This is a genomic window from Neisseria sp. RH3002v2f (genome assembly GCF_014596375.1).
Lineage (GTDB): Bacteria > Pseudomonadota > Gammaproteobacteria > Burkholderiales > Neisseriaceae > Neisseria > Neisseria cinerea.
Genome location: NZ_MAYZ01000024.1, coordinates 111,830 through 130,852 on the forward strand (window position 1 = coordinate 111,830; position 19,023 = coordinate 130,852).

Here is a 19,023-nt window from a genome sequence, read left to right on the forward strand (position 1 = left end):
CTTGCGGAATCGGAAAGGGATATTTTAGCAGAATTGTGTGCCGCAACTGTTTCGGATGATATGCGGTGTTTTGTTATAATGGGGCGGCGTGTGCTGTTTCAGACGGCATTTTGTCTGTTTTTCCTGTTCGGACGGTCTATGAACGAATTTTCGCTTGCTCCTATTGTGGTTGTTTTGCTGGTGTCGGTTATTGCGGTGGTTTTGTGCCGCAAGTTTAACATCCCTTCTATGTTGGGCTACCTGCTCGTGGGTTTTTTGGCGGGGCCGGGTATGTTCAGTCTGATTCCGAAAAGTCATGCGACGGATTATTTGGGTGAAATCGGGATCGTGTTCCTGATGTTCAGTATAGGCTTGGAGTTTTCGCTGCCCAAGCTGAGGGCAATGAGGCGGCTGGTGTTCGGGTTGGGTGGTTTGCAGGTCGGTATTACGATGCTGTCGGTGATAGGCATCCTTATGCTGACGGGTGTGCCGTTCAATTGGGCATTCGCCGTGTCGGGTGCGTTGGCGATGTCGTCTACGGCGATTGTGAGCCGGATTTTGTCGGAAAAGACGGAATTGGGGCAGACGCACGGCCAGATGGTAATGGGCGTGTTGTTGATGCAGGATATTGCAGTTGTTCCGCTGATGATTCTGATTCCTGCGTTGTCGGGGAATGGCGGGGAAGGCAGCCTGTGGGCGGCACTCGGCCTTGCCGGATTGAAAATGCTGATTACGCTGGGCGTATTATTCGTCGTCGGCAGCAAAGTCATGTCGCGCTGGTTCAGGTTGGTTGCCAAACGCAAGTCGTCTGAACTGTTTATGATAAATGTCTTGCTGGTAACCTTGGGTGTGGCTTATCTGACTGAGCTGGAAGGTTTGTCTATGGCGTTGGGTGCGTTCGTTGCCGGCATGCTGCTTTCGGAAACGGAATACCGTTTCCAGGTAGAGGACGACATCCGTCCGTTCCGCGACATCTTGCTCGGTTTCTTCTTTATTACGGTTGGTATGAAGCTGGATGTGCAGGCCTTGATCGGCGGCTGGCAGCAGGTATTGATACTGTTGGCCATTTTGCTGATTTTGAAGGCGTTGGTTGTATTTGCCATTGCATTCAAAATGAGGCATTCGGTTGCCGACAGTTTGAAAACCGCCCTGTACTTGGCACAGGGGGGTGAGTTTGGCTTTGTTATGCTGGCAATATCCAGCCAAATCAATATGGTTTCCCTTGAGTTGGAGCAGGCGGCGACGGCAGCAGTGCTGCTGTCTATGATTATCGCCCCTTTTGTGTTGGGCAGCAGCGATGCGCTGGTAGGGCGTTTGGCCAAGTCAAGCTGGGATATGAAGTCGCTTGACTTGCACAGCATGTTGGTGGAAACCATGAGCAAGTCAGACCATGTGTTGGTTATCGGTTTTGGCAGGGGCGGGCAGACGGTCGGACGCGTGCTTGCCCAAGAGGGTATCCCGTATTTCGCACTTGATTTGGATATTGCGCGTGTACAAGTCGCGAGAAGTGCCGGCGAGCCGGTATCGTTTGGTGATGCGAAACGCCGGGAAGTATTGGAAGCCGCCGGTTTGGGGCGGGCAAAAATGGTGGTGGTCACACTGAATAATATGCATGAAACGCAGCATGTCTTGGACAATGTGTTGTCTATGTATCCCAATATGCCGGTATATGTACGCGCCACAAATGACGACTATGTGAAAACATTTACCGAGATGGGGGTGGAGGAGGCCGTGTCGGATACCAAAGAAACCAGTTTGGTGTTGGCAAGCTACGCCATGTTGGGGAATGGGGCGTCATATCACCATGTCCATCAAACCATTACCAATATCCGGCACAGCCGTTATGCCTCATTGGAGGGTTTGTTTGTCGGCAGTGATGATGAAGCGGGATTCGGGGAAAACGGGAAAACGGTTTGCCGCCATGCTTTTTCTTTGGTGCAAGATGCTTATATCGTCGGGAAAACAGTCGGTGAATTGCCTTTGGAAGCATACGGTATCAAACTGCTGTTTATCCGCCGCCGTACCGCGAGGATTGAAAACCCCGAATCTTCTTTTGTGTTGGAAAGTGGGGATATCTTGGTAATCGTAGGTAGGAAAGATGAAATTATTTCTTTTGAAAACTGGAGTTTGCAGGGAAGTTGAATAAAGCGTGGAAATAATGCTTGCATGAATTCTGGTTATTTGGTTAAATAGCGTTTTCCCAGAAAAATTCGGGTGATTAGCTCAGTTGGTAGAGCGTCTGCCTTACAAGCAGAATGTCGGCGGTTCGACTCCGTCATCACCCACCAAGTTTCCTTTCATTGTTGTTAAACAGTGGATGCGCGGTGGTAGCTCAGTTGGTTAGAGTACCGGCCTGTCACGCCGGGGGTCGCGGGTTCGAGCCCCGTCCGCCGCGCCAAATCTTAAAAATACTGTGTTAACTTTACAGTATTAAACATAATTGGGTGATTAGCTCAGTTGGTAGAGCGTCTGCCTTACAAGCAGAATGTCGGCGGTTCGACTCCGTCATCACCCACCAAGTTTCCTTTCATTGTTGTTAAACAGTGGATGCGCGGTGGTAGCTCAGTTGGTTAGAGTACCGGCCTGTCACGCCGGGGGTCGCGGGTTCGAGCCCCGTCCGCCGCGCCAAATCTTAAAAATACCGACCTAAGGTCGGTATTTTTATTTGTCTATTGTTTGTTCACTGGAAAGTTATACACAGTAGATTCGGTTAAGCACCGCGTTTTGCCATTATATCGGCTAATTTTACGGGCTTGAATGACCGACTGTTTCAAGTCTTCGCCCAATGATTGTATCTCAGACGACGTCAACGCTTGAACGGGTGATCTGTTTGTTGATGTACCGTGCTTCCGATTACGTGAGTTTTGAGAAGTCATAGCCGAATTGTCCATTTGCCGCCTGTTGCGGGCGAAAGCTTTGCGAAATGCCTCCCGATATCTTTCAAGCGGACCGGAACAACTTTCCACCACCAACCGTGCGGCAAAGACAAAATCATCGCGCCCAAGCTCTCCCGCCGTATCCAAATCCATCATTCCGCCGATTTCGAATTGCGCGGAAAATGCTACCGAAAAGGATTCTCCAAGCCGTTCCGACAAAACAGGGGAAATCAGCCCGAACAACTTTTCTGCATCCTGCTTTTCCATATCCACCGACTCCAAACGGTCGGCATCTTTATCGTATAAAACATAAAACGGTATCATTCCACACCTGTAACAAATACGACTTTATCCCTCTGCCGTTGCGACGACAACGCATAAGCCTTTAATTTATCCTTGTTTTCCTCACTCAAATAGCGCAAATCCATAGGGACTATATCCGCCTTATCCGAAAAATAACGGTTGAACGCTTCAACCCTGTCTTCGGGCATATCGGACGTTGGTCTAATCGTTATCGGGGGTTAATTCTACTTTGTTCCGATATATGTGTTTTGATAAGGTGGGAGTAATTATCTCGCTGTATTCGGATATTTTGTGCCGCTGTCGCTCGGTAAACGGTAAGGTGGGAATGCTTGGTCTGTTGCATCGAACAGTCGGTGAATGGTTTGGGTTTTATCGGCAGATATGTCGGATGTTTTTAAAATGCCGTCTGAAATTGTTCAGACGGCATTTTTCACGGATACTGAGGGAAGTCAGTCTTTAAAACGTTTGAACACCAGCGTACCGTTGGTGCCGCCGAAGCCGAAGGAATTGGAGATGGCGACGTCGATTTTCGCATCGCGTGCTTCGTTGGCGCAGTAGTCCAGATCGCAACCAGCTTCAACGTCTTGTTCAAAGATGTTGATGGTCGGTGGAGATTTTTGCTCATGTATTGCCAACACGCTGTACAACGCTTCTACACCGCCTGCAGCGCCGAGCAGGTGGCCGGTCATGGATTTGGTGGAGTTGACGATAACTTTGCGGGCGTGGTCGCCCAGTGCGCGCTTGAGGGCTTTGGTTTCGTTGGCATCGCCCAGCGGAGTGGAGGTACCATGCGCGTTGACGTAATCGACGTCTTTGGGATTCAGTCCGGCATCTTTCAGTGCGCGGGTAACTGCCAGCGCAGGGCCTTCTTCGTTTGGAGCGGTGATGTGGTAGGCATCGGAGCTCATACCGAACCCGACGATTTCGGCGTAAATTTTCGCACCGCGTTTTTTCGCGTGTTCCAATTCTTCCAACACCAGCACGCCAGCGCCTTCGCCGATAACGAAACCGTCACGGCCTTTGTCCCACGGACGGGAAGCGGTAGCAGGGTCATCGTTGCGGGTAGAGAGGGCTTTCATCGCAGCAAAACCGCCTACGCCCAAAGTGCTGATCGCGCCTTCGGCACCGCCTGCAATCATCACGTCCGCATCGCCGTATTTGATCAGTCGGGCGGAGTCACCGATGGAGTGGGCACCGGTGGTACAGGCGGAAACCATGCCGTAGCTGGGGCCGCGGTAGCCTTTGAGGATGGTTACATGACCTGAAATCAGGTTAATCAGCGAACCGGGAATGAAGAAAGGATTGATTTTGCGTGCTCCGCCTTCGAGTACTGCTTTGCCGGTGGCTTCGATGCTGGGCAGGCCGCCGATGCCGGAACCGATATTCACGCCGACACGGTCTTTATCGAGGTTTTCTACATTGTCCAAACCCGAATCGGCAATTGCCTGCAGTGCGGCGGCGATGCCGTAGTGGATAAATACGTCCATGCGGCGTGCTTCTTTTGCACTGATGTAATCGCCGATATTGAAATCGCGGACTTCACCGGCGATTTGGCTGTTGATGTCGGATGCGTCAAAGCGGGTAATCTTGCCGATGCCGCTTTTGCCTGCGAGCAGGTTGTTCCATGCTTCTGCAACGCTGTTGCCGACAGGGGAAACTTGACCTAAGCCTGTAATGACTACTCTTCTCTGACTCATGATAATCTCGCTGTTGGTTGTCGGTGCGGCATATGGGTGTGTCGGGCATATGCCGTCTGGAATTCCCGGCAGGTATTTAAACGGAGTTTAAGCAGTTTGCCATATAAGGGAAAAGCCTCTATTGCACGGTGCAGCAGAGGCTATTGTGTCGGGCGATGACCGATTAGCCGTTGTGGGCGTTGATGTAGTCGATAGCCAGTTGGACTGTGGTGATTTTTTCAGCATCTTCGTCAGGGATTTCGCAGCCGAAGGCTTCTTCCAGAGCCATAACCAATTCTACGGTATCCAAAGAGTCTGCGCCTAAGTCGTCTTGAAAAGAAGATTCGTTTTTCACGTCGGCTTCATTTACGCCCAGTTGTTCAGCAACAATTTTCTTAACTTGTTGTTCGATGTTTGACATGTCAGTCGTTCCTTTATGCCTTGCGGCAGGTTGTTTAAGGGAAATAAATCGGTGGTATTGTACCGACTTTTAATAGAGTTTTCTATCTAATGCCTATTATATCAATATTTGCGGATTTGTACATTTTTGGGTGGTGCCGGTTTTAACGTTCAAATTTGATATGTATGACGTGTCCGGCATGTGATTTCAGTTAAAATGGCAACATTTCCATCTGGAGCAGGAAACCCGTTATGTATTCATTTGCCCGCCGTATCCTATTTGCGCTTGATGCCGAAAAGGCACACCATTTCACACTCAATGCCCTCAACACGGTTTATAAGCTCGGCCTGATTCCGGTAACCGACAACAAGGCTACCAAATCTGTCAGGCTGATGGGCATGGATTTGCCCAACCCTGTCGGACTTGCCGCAGGGCTCGATAAAAACGGCGAATACATAGATGCTTTGGCCGCGCTCGGCTTCGGTTTCATCGAAATCGGCACGGTAACGCCCAAACCGCAGCCCGGCAACCCGCAGCCGCGCCTCTTTCGCGTTCCCGAACACCAAGGCATCATTAACCGCATGGGTTTCAATAACCACGGTATCGACACCATGATACGCAACATCGAAAAAAGCAAATTCAGTGGCGTATTGGGCATCAACATCGGCAAAAACGCGGTTACGCCCATCGAAAACGCCGCCGCCGACTATCTGATTTGCTTGGAAAAAGCCTACGCACACGCAAGTTACATTACCGTCAATATTTCCTCGCCCAACACTAAAAACCTCCGCGCGCTGCAAGGTGGTGACGAGTTGAGCGCATTGCTTGAGGCTTTGAAAAACAAACAGGCACAGCTTGCCTCTGTACACGGGAAATACGTTCCGCTCGCCGTCAAAATCGCCCCCGATTTGGATGAAGCACAAATCGAAGACATTGCCCACGTTGTCAAATCCGTTGAAATGGATGGCATCATAGCTACCAACACCACCATCGACAAATCAAGCCTCGGCAGCCATCCGCTCGCAGGCGAGCAGGGCGGTTTGAGCGGGCTGCCCGTTCATGAAAAAAGTAATTGGGTGTTGAAGCTGTTGGTAGACCACATCGACGGTAAGCTGCCGATTATCGGCGTAGGCGGCATCATGAACGGCAAGGATGCGGCAGAGAAAATCCGCTTGGGCGCAACTGCCGTCCAGGTGTACAGCGGATTGATATACAAAGGTCCGGCATTGGTCAAAGAATGTTTGAAGGCTTTGGCGAGATAAGGGCCTTATTAAGAATGCCGTCTGAAACCAAGTTGATTTTCAGACGGCATTTCTTTTGTTTCCAGCCGGATGTTGGGAGCCAAGCCCTGCAACAATCCCATGCCTGCTCCTTTTGCAGCCGCACCTTTCGACAAGTCGGTTGAGTGGAAAGGCAAATTGGTAAAACCGGATAGGGGTATTGGCGGTTAGCTTGGCAAAATCTAATTACCGCAGATAGGATGGGCTGTGGATTAAAAACTGATATGCCGCATCGTGCAGCTAAACCAACGTATGGGAACAAAGTAAGCAAAATGAACCTTGATTTAACCGCTCAAAAAGTCAGCTTTTCATGGAAGGATATTCTGTGGGGGTATGAGAATAAATACTTGGGTTGGGCTGATGTAGTAGCTTATGCCCGAAAAATGACGCTTTCAGATCATGATGAACGCTTGTTCAAGCTATCTTTAATCAACAAATCCAATATTCTTGAATTAAAATCTGTTCTGGAAGATTTGGCTTCGGAAATGAGTGGTTATTCCCCTAAAAATTGGCTGTACGTCCTCTTAAGCGATGTATTCCATAGAAAAGAAGAATTTGAGGATCCTTTGGGGGAAGTTGAAAAAATTTATGCAGATTTCGATTATCCGGAAGAAATAGAATCATTTGTCAGATATATGCCGCCTAAAGACGGTTATATTCCTTCTGCCCACAGCTATGAAGAAAATATTGCCCGGCTGTATCTCAATTGGGCAAAATATTTGGGCAGATAAGGCAGGCTAGATTCAAATGCCGTCTGAAATGGGCTTTCAGACGGCATTTTGATTATCCCTTATAATTAGGTCATTTTTATTTTTTCATCAGCAGATACTATCATGGCAACCATTCACACCCTTCTCCTCGTTGACGGCTCTTCTTATCTCTACCGCGCGTATCACGCGATGGCGCAATTGACCGCGCCTGATGGCGCGCCGACGGGTGCGCTTTACGGCGTGTTGAACATGTTGCGCCGGCTGCGGGCGGATTATGTGCATGATTATTGCGCGGTGGTGTTTGATGCGAAGGGCAAGAATTTCCGCCACGAGATGTTCCCCGACTACAAGGCGACGCGTCCGCCGATGCCGGACGATTTGCGCCCGCAGGCGGAAGCCTTGCCGGATTTGGTGCGGCTGATGGGCTGGCCGGTGTTGGTCATTCCGCAAGTCGAAGCGGACGACGTGATTGGCACGCTGGCGGCGATGGGCAGCGAAGCGGGTTGGAACGTGGTGGTGTCGACCGGCGATAAGGACATGGCGCAACTGGTGAACGAGCGCGTGACGCTGGTGAACACGATGAGCGGCGAAACGCTGGACATTGAAGGCGTGAAGGAAAAATTCGGCGTGCGCCCCGACCAAATCCGCGATTATCTCGCGCTGATGGGCGACAAGGTGGACAATGTGCCGGGCGTGGAGAAATGCGGCCCGAAAACGGCGGTGAAGTGGCTGGAAGCCTACGGCTCGCTGGCCGGTGTGATGGAGCACGCTGCGGAAATCAAGGGCAAGGTCGGCGAAAACCTGCAAGCTGCGCTGCCCCAACTGCCGCTGTCGTATGATTTGGTGACGATTAAAACCGATGTGGACTTGCACACCGAGCTTTCAGACGGCCTCGAAAGCCTGCGCCGTACTTCGCCGAAATGGTCGCAGCTTGCGGTCGATTTCAAACGCTGGGGCTTCCGCACTTGGCTGAAAGAAGCGGAAAGCCGTATGCACGAAGCGGCGGACGGCGATTTGTTCGGCAGCGATACGATAGGCGAACAGGCGGCGTTGGACATGGAAACGTCGTCTGAAAAAATCATAGAACATGCCCCAGCCCCCGAAAAGCTGGATTATCAAACCGTTACCACCGAAGCGCAGTTTGTCGCCTTGTTGGACAAACTGTCGCGGGCGGACGCCATCGGCATCGATACGGAAACCACGTCCCTAGACGCGATGAACGCCGCGCTGGTCGGCATCAGCATCGCGTTCCAAGCAGGCGAAGCGGTTTACATCCCCGTAGGGCACAGCCTGACTGCCGCGCCCGAACAGCTTGATTTGCAATACGTATTAGGTCGTCTGAAACCGTATTTGGAAAACCCCGCCCTGAAGAAAATCGGGCAAAACCTCAAATACGACCAACACGTTTTCGCCAACTACGGCATCGCCCTGAACGGCATTGCCGGCGACGCCATGCTCGCTTCCTACATCATCGAAAGCCATCTCGGACACGGCTTGGACGAATTGTCCGAACGCTGGCTGGGCTTGGAAACCATTACCTACGAATCGTTGTGCGGTAAAGGCGCGAAGCAAATCGGTTTTGCCGATGTCGCCATCGGGCAGGCGACCGAATACGCCGCCCAAGACGCCGATTTCGCCCTGCGCCTCGAAGCGCACCTGCGCGCGCAAATGGATGCCAAACAGCTTGAAATGTATGAAAAAATGGAGCTGCCCGTCGCGCAGGTGTTGTTTGAAATGGAACGCAACGGCGTGCAAATCGACCGTGCCGAACTCGCCCGCCAAAGTGCCGAACTCGGCGCCGAGTTGATGAAGCTCGAACAAGAAGCCTATACCGCCGCAGGCCAGCCGTTCAACCTCAACTCGCCCAAACAGCTCCAAGAAATCCTGTTCGACAAAATGGGCATCCCCACCAAAGGTCTGAAAAAAACCGCCAAAGGCGGCATTTCCACCAACGAAGCTGTGCTCGAACAGCTCGCGCCCGACTACCCCCTGCCCAAAATTATCCTGCAAAACCGCAGCCTGGCGAAACTCAAATCCACCTACACCGACAAACTGCCCGAAATGATTTCCCCCAAAGACGGCCGCGTGCATACCACCTACGCCCAAGCCGTTGCCATTACTGGCCGCCTCGCCAGCAACAACCCCAACCTGCAAAACATCCCCATCCGCACCGCCGAAGGCCGACGCGTGCGCCGCGCCTTCACCGCACCGCAAGGCAGCGTCATCGTTTCCGCCGACTATTCCCAAATCGAGCTGCGCATCATGGCGCACCTCTCCGGCGACAAAACCCTCATCGCCGCGTTCCAAAACGGCGAAGACGTACACCGCCGCACCGCCGCCGAAGTATTCGGCACCGCCCCCGAAAACGTCTCGTCCGAACAACGCCGCTACGCCAAAACCATCAACTTCGGCCTGATTTACGGCATGGGCCAATACGGCCTCGCCAAATCGCTGGGCATAGACAACCTGTCCGCCAAAACCTTCATCGACCGCTACTTCGCCCGCTACCCCGGCGTTGCCGAATACATGCAGCGCACCAAAGAACAAGCCGCCGCCCAAGGTTTCGTCGAAACCCTGTTCGGCCGCCGCCTCTACCTGCCCGACATCCACAACAAAAACGCCAACGCCCGCGCCGGAGCCGAACGCGCCGCCATCAACGCCCCCATGCAAGGCACCGCCTCCGACCTCATCAAACGCGCCATGATAGACGTGTTCCGCTGGCTTTCAGACGACCTCTTGCAAAGCAAACTGATTATGCAGGTACATGACGAATTGGTGTTGGAAGTACCCGAAGCCGAACTAGATTCAGTGAAAGAAAAACTACCGCAGATTATGGCGAACGTGGACGAAGGGATGTTGAAAGTACCGCTGGTGGCGGAGGTTGGCGTGGGGATGAATTGGGAAGAGGCGCATTGAGATGGTACGGCGTTTAACAGATTGTTTTGAGAAAGGGATAAGACAATGAATGTTCGAAGTTTAATTGACGAAGGTGTAGCGTTATTCAATAACAAAAAATTTGAAGAAGCGATTGAAAAGCTGAATCAGGCTTTAGATGGAATTGAAGATAAAAATAGCCAAATTCAAGAGCAAAACGATATTCAGTTTTGGCTTGGTCGTTGCTCTTTTGAGCAGGCGATGAAAGCCAAAGGCAAGGAGTCGGAACAGTTATTTGGACAGGCAGTTGAACATTTCCAACATCAATTGAGTCTTGCCGAGCAGCTGGCAGACAAGCAAAACAGCCTTCAACAACAAACCTATGCCCAATTTTCGTTAGGCCACTGCTCTTTTGATCAGGCAGTTAAGATTAAAGATGAAGATTCTTCTAAGGTCAAAGAGTTAACTAAAAAAGCTGATAAATATTTTTTATTTTCTCTCAATAACTTGCCGCAATTAAAAGATACGTTAGAAAGTAATAGAGGTCATAGGATTATTCTCCAATATTTAAGAGAGATTTGTTTTCTTCAAGAAAAATGGCAAAGTTATTTTGATCAGAAAAAGCAGGGAATACGGGAAAAACTATTCCAAAATAAAAAAGACAACTTAACTGATGCTATCTCCACCATTCTTGCAGTTTTAAATATCCCACCGATGGAATTGGGAAAGATTCCTCTTGCCCACTACACTTCGCCTTCAGTATGCGAAAGATTATTTGGTATTGTCAGCGATAAAACTAATGATAAAGCCGATGATAACGATCCTGTTGACAGTAACAAGGTTAGTCCGATGAGAATCGGCAGCTCCACCTACATGAATGACCCGACTGAAGGAGAAGGGCTGTTGGAGTTGCTGAATCTGCAGGATTTGGAATTGGAAAACAAGGCTGATTGTCCTGTCCATAATGCTTTCTTTACCTGTTTTTCCAGCCGCATAAACGATTTGAACCAGTTCCGTTTGTATGGTAAAGAAAATGGCGTGGAAGCGTCGGGTTGCTGCTTGGTATTTAATAAAAACGGGGATTGGTTGAAAGAGCCTGATGTTTCTGCCTCATTCCGTAGCATGGTAAAAAAAGGGGGAGATGGATATTCAGATGAACAGCTAGTAGAAGCAGATATACCTAATTCAGATTTTGAAGATGATAACCTGCCGCTTTATCAGGTAGCTTATATCGCTTATTACGATGAATATATTGCTAAGGAAAAATGCACAATATGGCTACCTGATATAAGAAGACCAAAATTCGGTATTCGACTAAAGCCAGTTGGGAAAAATCTAAAATGGCATAAGTTCCGTATTAAGGAGCTTAGAGCAGCGTTAACGAAGTTAATTAAAAACTCTAATCAAATCAAAAATGAAGACGGAAAGGCTTTAGAATATATCCGCTATCTGTTTAAAGATTTTGCTTTCCGTGACGAGGAAGAGTTCCGCCTGCTGAAAATCGAACAAATCGGTTCGGACAAAATCGAATATTGCGAAGCCACAAAATCCGTCTATCTGCCTTATACCGATATATGTTATGTTGTGGATGAAGTGATTTTGGGGACGAATTACGAAAAGAGCGGAAAAGAGCGCAAGGCGGAAGTGTTTCAGCATTTGATGCGGAATCATTATAGAAATGTCAAAGTGTCCCGCTCGTCGCTGCCGATTAATGCCAATCCGCCGATTAAGAAGGATTAGCCAGCAGTGGGTCGGATACTTGTATCCGACAAAAGCCTACCATCTCAAAAGCCGTCAGGTTCGAGAATCTGACCTACTGAAACCGGGCATCGGGTGCAGGGTGTGTGCGGTACGCACACACGCGGTAGTTGAACCCCAAAACCCACCCAAGGTCGTCTGAAAACTTGAAAATCAGGTTTTCAGACGACCTTTATTCTTCCCGCCGACAGGCATACAATCACGGGTGCGGTCTCCTTCATGGATTCAATACGACCTAGGTACGCGGTTTTAAGGTCGTCTGAAATATAGACAGGCTTGCCGCAAAACCAATTAATATCCGAATTTCCAATCATCCTTTAACCAGAAATAAAAATCATGAATTTCAATCTTGAAAACCTCTCTTCATTCTCAGGCTGGGAAAGCCTTATTGAAACCGGCATGGCATTCGGTACCAACCTCGTTGCCGCGCTGGCGATTTTCTTTGTCGGCAGATGGATAGCCTCCCGCCTCGTTATTTTGATGAAAGCCGCGCTGACCCGCGCCAAAGTAGATAGAACGCTGGTCAGCTTTCTGGGCAACGTAGCCAATATTGGCCTGTTAATCCTGATTATTATTGCCGCGTTGGGCAAGTTGGGCATTCCGACTACGTCGGTTACCGCATTAATCGGCGGTGCGGGCTTGGCGGTGGCTTTGTCGCTGAAAGACCAGCTGTCGAACTTTGCCGCCGGCGTGCTGATTATCCTGTTCCGTCCGTTTAAGGTTGGTGATTTCATCAAAGTCAACGGTTTCGAAGGTACCGTGAGAGAAATCAAAATGGTGCAGATTGCTCTGAACACGCCGGACAATGAAGAAGTCATCCTGCCCAACAGTATTGTCATGAGCAACAGCATCATCAACCGTTCCTCTAATCCGCTGTGCCGCGTACATGTGGTAGTGGGTGTGGATTATGCTTGTGATTTGAAGGAGGCTAAGGCAGCTGTTTTGAGGGCCGCCACCGAGCATCCTTTATATGTGCAGACACCCGGCAGGGAAGCGGCAGTACACATTACCAATTTGGGCGACAACGCTATCGAGATTACGCTTTGGGCGTGGACGAACGAGGCCGATTTGGGCGCGTTCCGTTTCGGTTTGAACGAACAAGTGGTTGAAAACCTGCGTGCAGCACAAATCAATATCCCCTTCCCGCAGCGCGATGTGCGCATCATTACGTCGAAAGACTGAGGCTTTAATACGGGTAAGCTGAATTAAAACCTTATTCCGTATCCAGTCTGCCCGTTAATCGGTAAAAAATGCCGTCTGAAACCTAAATCATCGGGTTTCAGACGGCATTTTGTTTTTAAAATCCTATCTGATTGGGAAATGCCGGACTGATTTCAGCCAAATATTACCCGACTCCCACAAATTTCAACGGATTGTATGAAATGCCGTTTAAATTGGAAGGAAGAGAACATTTGCCAACCAAATCTGATTTATCAAATTTCCCATAGGCTCTCATTTGCCGGACGTTGCCTGCAAGGGGAGGTAACCTTTGGCATCATATTAGAATTTTGCTTCTAAAGTCAGATTGTAACTTCTGCCTGGAGAAGTAAAACGTTCTATACCGGCATGGGTTTTGTTGTCAACGCGGTTGACTGTGCCGAATTCTCGGATGCTGCGCAGCGATTCCCAAGTGTAGTATTTTTTGTTGCCGATGTTGTACGCACCGGCACGCAGGGTGAAGTATTTGCCCAAGTTGACGTAGCCTGTCAGGTCGAAAAGCGTATAGGCTTTGCTGTGCTTGGCAAACGGCCACGGGTTGTTCAAATCATCGCTGCTGTGGACGGTGTCAGACGGTTTTTTAGCTGCGGTGCGGGTCAGGTACGCATTGAGACCCCAGCGTTTGGAAGGAGCATCGTAGCCCAGATTGTAAACGGCAGTCCACGGAGAAAGGGCGTTAATAGGGGTTTCTTGTCCGTTGTTCTGCTTGGCCTTGCCTTTGATGTAGCTGACGTTGACACCAGCGTGCGTGCCTTGCGGCAAACCGATGCTGTCGAGGTCCCATGTGCCGTTAAATTCCAAACCTTTCACCCATGCCGAGGAGCGGTTTTGGTTTTGCCAGACGGGCGAGCTGACCAATGCAGTACCGTCGGAAATCGGAGCGTAGTTGGGGCTGTTGGGATTATCGGAAGATACGCCCATGTAGGTCAGTTCGATAAAATTACGGTAGCGGGTTTGGAAGCCGGAGAGTTTAAAGTTTCCTGCTTTGCCGCTGCCCGCCAAACCCAATTCAAAGTTTTTGGCTTTTTCGGCTTTCAGGTTGGGGTTGGCTTTAAGGTAGAAGTCAGGATGCGGGAACAAGAGCCAGGTTTCATCCGAAGTCGGGGCACGGAATCCCGTGCTGTATTTCGCCAGAAGATTCAGATGCGGCGTGAATTTCCAGTCTAGTCCTAAGCCGTAGCTGAAACCGCTGTGTGTACGGGAGCTGCCAAGATGGGGAAGTTGGCCGCGAATAGCGGTGGAGTAGTTAGGGTTGTCCTTGGCTTTGCTGCTGCTCCTATCGTAACGAACTCCTGCATTGAGGCGGTATTGGCTGTTGTCGCCGAATTGGAAGGTGTTGTTCCAGTAGGCAAAACGGTTTTTAGACGAGCTTTCGACCAGCATAGTTAATTCTTGGTTGTTGGACGTTTGATATTTCGGGTCGTATAGGCGTACCCAATAGCTATGATCTCTATTGCCGTTGTCGTTTTGGGAACCACCCAATCCGTATTGCATTGCCCATACCAATTTGGAAAAGTCGATTTGTTTTTCGGCATCGGCACCGAATTGGGTATTTTTTTGACGGATGTTGCGGAACATATGGTACACGTCGCTGTTCACACCGCTGCGATTATAATCCGTCGGCAAATCCCAGGTCCAAGTACTCATGTCGATGGTTTGACGGTCGTAACGCAGGTTGAGGCTGTCCCATGGTCCTTTTTCAAGTTGGTTTTTATATTCAAAACCGATGCGTTTGCGGTAGGAAATATCTTGACGGGAACGGGTATCGCCCAATGCCTCGCCTTTCCAGTTTGCCGCCCACATATTAGATAATTCGGTCGTTGTGCGGTCGGTACGAGAGTCTTCGTAAATCCAGCCGATACGGTTTTGATCGTTGAAGTTGTAACCCAGCTTGAACAGGGTGCTTATGTTTTCCCAATTTTGAGGGTCAGGTTTGCTGCGCGCTATGCCGCGGCTGCCGTAGTTGGTACTACCGGCATTCGGACTCCAGCTTTGTTTGTTGTCGGTGATGACGGTATCGGCAGCGTCGCTGTTGTTTTTGGTTTCTTTACCGAAACGGCGGGTGTAGACCATCAATGCGTCCAGACCCAACCAGGTTCCCGCGGCGGTTATGCTGCTGAATTTTTGGCTGTTGCGTCCGATATAGCCGCCTTTAATGCCTAAGTGGTAGGGTTTTTCTTCGGAAACATAGTCGCTTGCGGATTTGGTTTTATAGTTGACGGCACCACCCAATGCACCGCTGCCGGATTTGAGCGAGTCCGCGCCTTTGGTCATGGTTACTTCCGAGAAATTTTCAGGTTCGGAAGTGTTGCGGTTTGCATTGAAGTTGCCGTATGCACCGAACAACTCTTGGAATGCTTCAGACGACCTGCTTTCTGCTTGTGCCAGTCCGTCCACATTGATGGCGACGCGGTCTTTGTCGACACCGCGTATGGTAAAACCGTTGGAACCGGAGCGCCCGCCTTCGACGACGCTGATGCCCGGATCGTAGCGCACCAAGTCGCTTTCGTCGGATACCATCTGTTTGTCCAATGCCTGACGGTGGATTTTCTCTTCGCCGAGTTTCTGGACTTTGCGGCCGCCGATGACTTTGATTTCATTCAAGCTTTGATGTGCTTGTGGTGCGGGGTCGGCAGCGAAGGCAGGGAAAGTTTGGCTGACAATGGCTGCCAGCAGTACGGGTTTGAAGGGGAAGGACATTTTTTGCCTCTTAAAGATGTACTGATTATCGGTTTATCGGGATGATTGACGTGCGGTTACTTGCTGACAGGTGTCAAACTTGTATCCGTCGTATTGCGGTCGTCATCATTCTTCACGCCGCCGAATACGGTATCCAACGATTTATCGGCATCGAAGGTTACTTTGCCGCCTATGTTGACTTCTGTTTTATCGCCGTCAAATTGACCGAAGAATTTTCCTTCGACTTTGCCGTTTTTACCGTCTGATTCGGCAGTGCCTGAGAAATCAACGCCGTTGATGCCTACATCTTTCATTACGACGTCCGGACCGTAATCCGCATTACCCAAAATCGTGCCGCCAAGTTTGTTGGTGTTGAAATTGGCTGTCAGCAGTGAAAGCTTGGGAGCGGTCTTTTCAGACGACTTATAGGGGTTTTTGGGCTCGTAGGTAGAGGTAACGAAATTGCCGTTGCGTACGCGTACTGCCCAAACTTCGTATGTAGTCTTGCCTTTTGCCACAGTACTGTCAGACGGAGTGTAATAAGACGGTTTCGCCGTTCCGACGGGTTTGCCGCCGACAAACAGGTCTGCCGTGCCGTCTGCATTTATCCATGCGCCGAATTTGAGGTGGTCCTGTTTGGTTGCTGGGGCATCAGTAAATTGTCCGGAACTGCTGCAGCAGACAAACAGCTTGCCGCCTTCGGATAAAGGCTGACCTTCGTGGCGGGTACGGACTACATAGGATGGGCTTGAGTAGGAAGGGACAATCGGGTCGGAATATGAGCTGATGTTGTAATAATTGCCGGAAGGGGTTTGATAGACATATTGTTTATCGGTATAGCTGCCCCATGATGTTTTCACTTCGAGTTCTGCTTCATGCAGGCTGCCGCCTTTTCCGGAAAGGGTGTTGATGGTTTTTATTGCACTGCTTTCATCGCTCAACTTGATATTAGCGATGGGCTGTGCCGTTGGTATGGAAACGGGAACTTTCGGCTCGGATGCACCTCCTCCTGCACAGGCAGTCAGAATCAGAGAGGTGGCCGCAGAAATTGCGGATATGTTGATTTTCATAACAAATCTCACTTATTTAGTATTAATGTTTTATAAAATAATGATAAGTATTACTAATATTATTGAGATATTGTGTAATAATTATGCAGTTTTGGCAATATCTTTACGGGTTTTGAAAGGGAATATTAGGAAGTAGGTTACTTGATGATTTGGTGTTGAAACTTTACTTCAGCTGTTTGATTTGATGTTGCTATTCCATGGTGGATGGCGAATATTGGGTGATAGTGTGGATTAAACTATTGCTTTGGATTTGCAAGATATATTTTAGGGGTATTTGGTGTATTGAATTGAGTAAGCTCAGGAATCTGTTTATGAATAACATTTGAATAAATTTATAAGTCCATAAAAAAATAAATCAGTTATTTTGTTTTGGAAATTTACCTTCATAATGCTGCATATTAATGCAAATCTGTTGTTTTTATGCAAAGATAAGGTCGTCTGGAAAGTTTCAGATGACCTTTGACAGCCGTAAGTCCATGACAGGGGATTGAATCAGTAGGGCATGGCGGTTTGCATTTGTCGCTCCCTGCGATGTACACACATATATTTCGGATGATTTTGAATGTTAAGAATAAAACAAAAAATGGTTTCGGCATCTTTATGTTGCCTGTTGCATTCCGTAGTTTTGGCTGAATTGCCCAAAGGCGGTGTCCGGCAGGATGCGTCTTCTCAGGATGCTGCCGTACAGGTGCAGCAAAAACAATGGCTGGATATTTTGTCTGGAGAAGAAAGGTCGTCTGAAAAGGATGAAAATGTTGCTAAACCGAATGTAATCGGAGATGAGTTTTTAGCGGCAAACCCGCGTATTCTTGAGAGCGCGCTGATTCAAGCACTTAACGGCAATAGCGCGGATTTGGTTTTTTCGCTTGCCACCCTTTACCGCAAACAGCCCAACCATAATCCAAAGCTGATTGCACGTGCCGATGCTTTGCTGGCAAAGTTGAAAGGGCGGACTTCCGAAGCGGTCGAGCGTTATCGTACCCTTTATGAATCCGACGTTTCAGACGACCGCATATTGTTGGATTTGGCGGCGGCAGAGTTTCAGGATTATCGTTTGAGCGAGGCGGCGGCGCATTTCCGCCATGCCGCGCAACGTGATATACCCGCCCCCGTTTTGGAAAACGTCAAACGTTTTCAAGAAGCAGTCAAACGGCAGACAGAATGGAAATGGTCCGGCGGAATCAGCCCCGTACATAACAACAATGCCAACAACGCTGCTCCGCGTTATTGCATCGAAACAAGGGGGCAAACTGCATGCAGTGTTACCTTACCTGTCAGTGCCAACGGCTTGAATTACGAATTGAACACCGAAAAACTCACCCCATTGTATGGGCATCACGCCGTTAAATTCCGCGCCAACCTCAGCGGCACAAGCTATTTTTTCGACCGGAAATCGGCTTACGACGATGCGTTCGGCAGGGCTTATTTGGGCTGGCAGCGCAAGGACGGCAAACAAACCGTCAGCGTTTTACCGTTTTATCAGGCACAGTTGGCGGGCAGCAGCGAATTTGACGGCAAAAAAGAAAACAACCGCCGCGCCGTGCCTTATATGCTGGCACACGGGGTCGGTATTCAGGCTTCATATACGGTCAGGTTCGGACGGGATATGCAGTTTTACAGTTCGTTGGAACGATATCGGCGGTACCACAGGGAGAATGCCCGTGCGGAACGTAATGATGGTTGGCAGGACAGTCTGTATGTGTCGTTGGCGCGGCGTTTCGGAAATTCGGCAACTGTGTTTGGCGGCTGGCAGTTTGCACGGTTTGTTCCGGAACGCGGAATAGTGCGTGGCGCGGTTAACAATGCGGCGTATAACCGTAACAGTGTCAATGTGGGCTGGGTACGGCAATGGCAGGAATTGGGTGGTTTGAACAGTCGGATTGCCGTGTCTTATGCCCGCCGCAATTATAAGGGTATGGCCGCATTCGCTACCGAGGCGCAGCGTAACCGTGAATGGAACGTATCGCTTGGATTGAGTCACGACCGTCTGTCCTACAAGGGTATTGTACCGACGCTAACGTACAGTTTCGGTAAAACGAGCAGCAATATGCGGTATGCGGAACGTCGGAATAGCCAGATATTGTTCGGGGCGGATTGGCGGTTTTGACGGTTAAACGTTAATCGGTAAAAAATGCCGTCTGAAACCTAAATCATCGGGTTTCAGACGGCATTTTGTTATAATTGCCGCTGTTTTGATTTT

General features: G+C 49.6%; 13 protein-coding genes and 4 tRNA genes. 11 read left to right on the forward strand and 6 right to left on the reverse strand.

All coding sequences use genetic code 11. From position 1 onward, the window contains the following. Positions 1 to 138 precede the first annotated feature (138 nt). From BBW69_RS08590 to BBW69_RS08610, 5 genes are all read left to right on the forward strand, one after another. Positions 139 to 2,121, forward strand: a complete 1,983-nt coding sequence (locus tag BBW69_RS08590; protein WP_188211024.1) for a monovalent cation:proton antiporter family protein — start codon at positions 139 to 141, stop codon at positions 2,119 to 2,121. Positions 2,122 to 2,191: 70 nt separating this feature from the next. Beyond that, positions 2,192 to 2,267 (forward strand) — tRNA-Val (locus tag BBW69_RS08595). A 33-nt stretch (positions 2,268 to 2,300) separates the two neighbouring features. Next, a tRNA-Asp gene (locus BBW69_RS08600) sits at positions 2,301 to 2,377 on the forward strand. Between the two features lie 44 nt (positions 2,378 to 2,421). Further along, positions 2,422 to 2,497 (forward strand) — tRNA-Val (locus BBW69_RS08605). A gap of 33 nt (positions 2,498 to 2,530) precedes the next feature. Further along, positions 2,531 to 2,607: transfer RNA gene (locus BBW69_RS08610), tRNA-Asp, on the forward strand. A gap of 41 nt (positions 2,608 to 2,648) precedes the next feature. Here the strand turns inward: BBW69_RS08610 and BBW69_RS08615 are convergent. From BBW69_RS08615 to acpP, 4 genes are all read right to left on the reverse strand, one after another. Next, positions 2,649 to 3,122, reverse strand: a complete 474-nt coding sequence (locus BBW69_RS08615; RefSeq protein WP_188211025.1) for a hypothetical protein — start codon at positions 3,120 to 3,122, stop codon at positions 2,649 to 2,651. A gap of 53 nt (positions 3,123 to 3,175) precedes the next feature. Further along, positions 3,176 to 3,346, reverse strand: coding sequence for a hypothetical protein (locus tag BBW69_RS08620; protein ID WP_188211026.1), 171 nt, complete (start codon positions 3,344 to 3,346; stop codon positions 3,176 to 3,178). Between the two features lie 261 nt (positions 3,347 to 3,607). Continuing rightward, complete coding sequence (gene fabF, locus BBW69_RS08625; protein WP_188211027.1) at positions 3,608 to 4,855, reverse strand: beta-ketoacyl-ACP synthase II; 1,248 nt, start codon at positions 4,853 to 4,855, stop codon at positions 3,608 to 3,610. A 163-nt stretch (positions 4,856 to 5,018) separates the two neighbouring features. Further along, entirely contained in the window at positions 5,019 to 5,255 is a 237-nt protein-coding gene (gene acpP / locus BBW69_RS08630) for an acyl carrier protein (RefSeq protein ID WP_002215574.1), read from the reverse strand. Between the two features lie 230 nt (positions 5,256 to 5,485). On the opposite strand from acpP, the gene BBW69_RS08635 reads away from it, so the two are divergent. The 5 genes from BBW69_RS08635 to BBW69_RS08655 all read left to right on the forward strand — a co-directional run bounded on the left by BBW69_RS08635 (position 5,486) and on the right by BBW69_RS08655 (position 13,038). Next, on the forward strand, positions 5,486 to 6,496 hold the full coding sequence (locus BBW69_RS08635) for a quinone-dependent dihydroorotate dehydrogenase (RefSeq protein WP_188211028.1): 1,011 nt from the start codon (positions 5,486 to 5,488) through the stop codon (positions 6,494 to 6,496). A 290-nt stretch (positions 6,497 to 6,786) separates the two neighbouring features. Then, entirely contained in the window at positions 6,787 to 7,245 is a 459-nt protein-coding gene (locus BBW69_RS08640; RefSeq protein ID WP_188211051.1) for a DUF2247 family protein, read from the forward strand. 102 nt (positions 7,246 to 7,347) lie between these two features. Then, entirely contained in the window at positions 7,348 to 10,140 is a 2,793-nt protein-coding gene (polA, locus tag BBW69_RS08645; RefSeq protein WP_188211029.1) for a DNA polymerase I, read from the forward strand. Between the two features lie 45 nt (positions 10,141 to 10,185). After that, positions 10,186 to 11,838: a UDP-N-acetylglucosamine-peptide N-acetylglucosaminyltransferase gene (locus tag BBW69_RS08650; RefSeq protein WP_188211030.1), complete on the forward strand. Its 1,653-nt coding sequence runs from the start codon at positions 10,186 to 10,188 to the stop codon at positions 11,836 to 11,838. A 354-nt stretch (positions 11,839 to 12,192) separates the two neighbouring features. Next, positions 12,193 to 13,038, forward strand: a complete 846-nt coding sequence (locus BBW69_RS08655) for a mechanosensitive ion channel family protein (protein WP_188211031.1) — start codon at positions 12,193 to 12,195, stop codon at positions 13,036 to 13,038. A 318-nt stretch (positions 13,039 to 13,356) separates the two neighbouring features. Here the strand turns inward: BBW69_RS08655 and BBW69_RS08660 are convergent, their stop codons facing one another. Both BBW69_RS08660 and BBW69_RS08665 read right to left on the reverse strand, forming a co-directional pair. Next, complete coding sequence (locus tag BBW69_RS08660; RefSeq protein WP_188211032.1) at positions 13,357 to 15,774, reverse strand: TonB-dependent hemoglobin/transferrin/lactoferrin family receptor; 2,418 nt, start codon at positions 15,772 to 15,774, stop codon at positions 13,357 to 13,359. Positions 15,775 to 15,830: 56 nt separating this feature from the next. Then, positions 15,831 to 16,823 carry a Slam-dependent surface lipoprotein gene (locus BBW69_RS08665; protein ID WP_003676025.1) on the reverse strand — a complete coding sequence of 331 codons (993 nt, stop codon included), beginning with the start codon at positions 16,821 to 16,823 and terminating at the stop codon, positions 15,831 to 15,833. A gap of 562 nt (positions 16,824 to 17,385) precedes the next feature. On the opposite strand from BBW69_RS08665, the gene BBW69_RS08670 reads away from it, so the two are divergent. Continuing rightward, positions 17,386 to 18,930 (forward strand): surface lipoprotein assembly modifier, encoded by a 1,545-nt coding sequence (locus BBW69_RS08670; RefSeq protein ID WP_188211033.1) that lies wholly within the window; start codon positions 17,386 to 17,388, stop codon positions 18,928 to 18,930. The last annotated feature ends 93 nt before the right edge of the window (positions 18,931 to 19,023 follow it).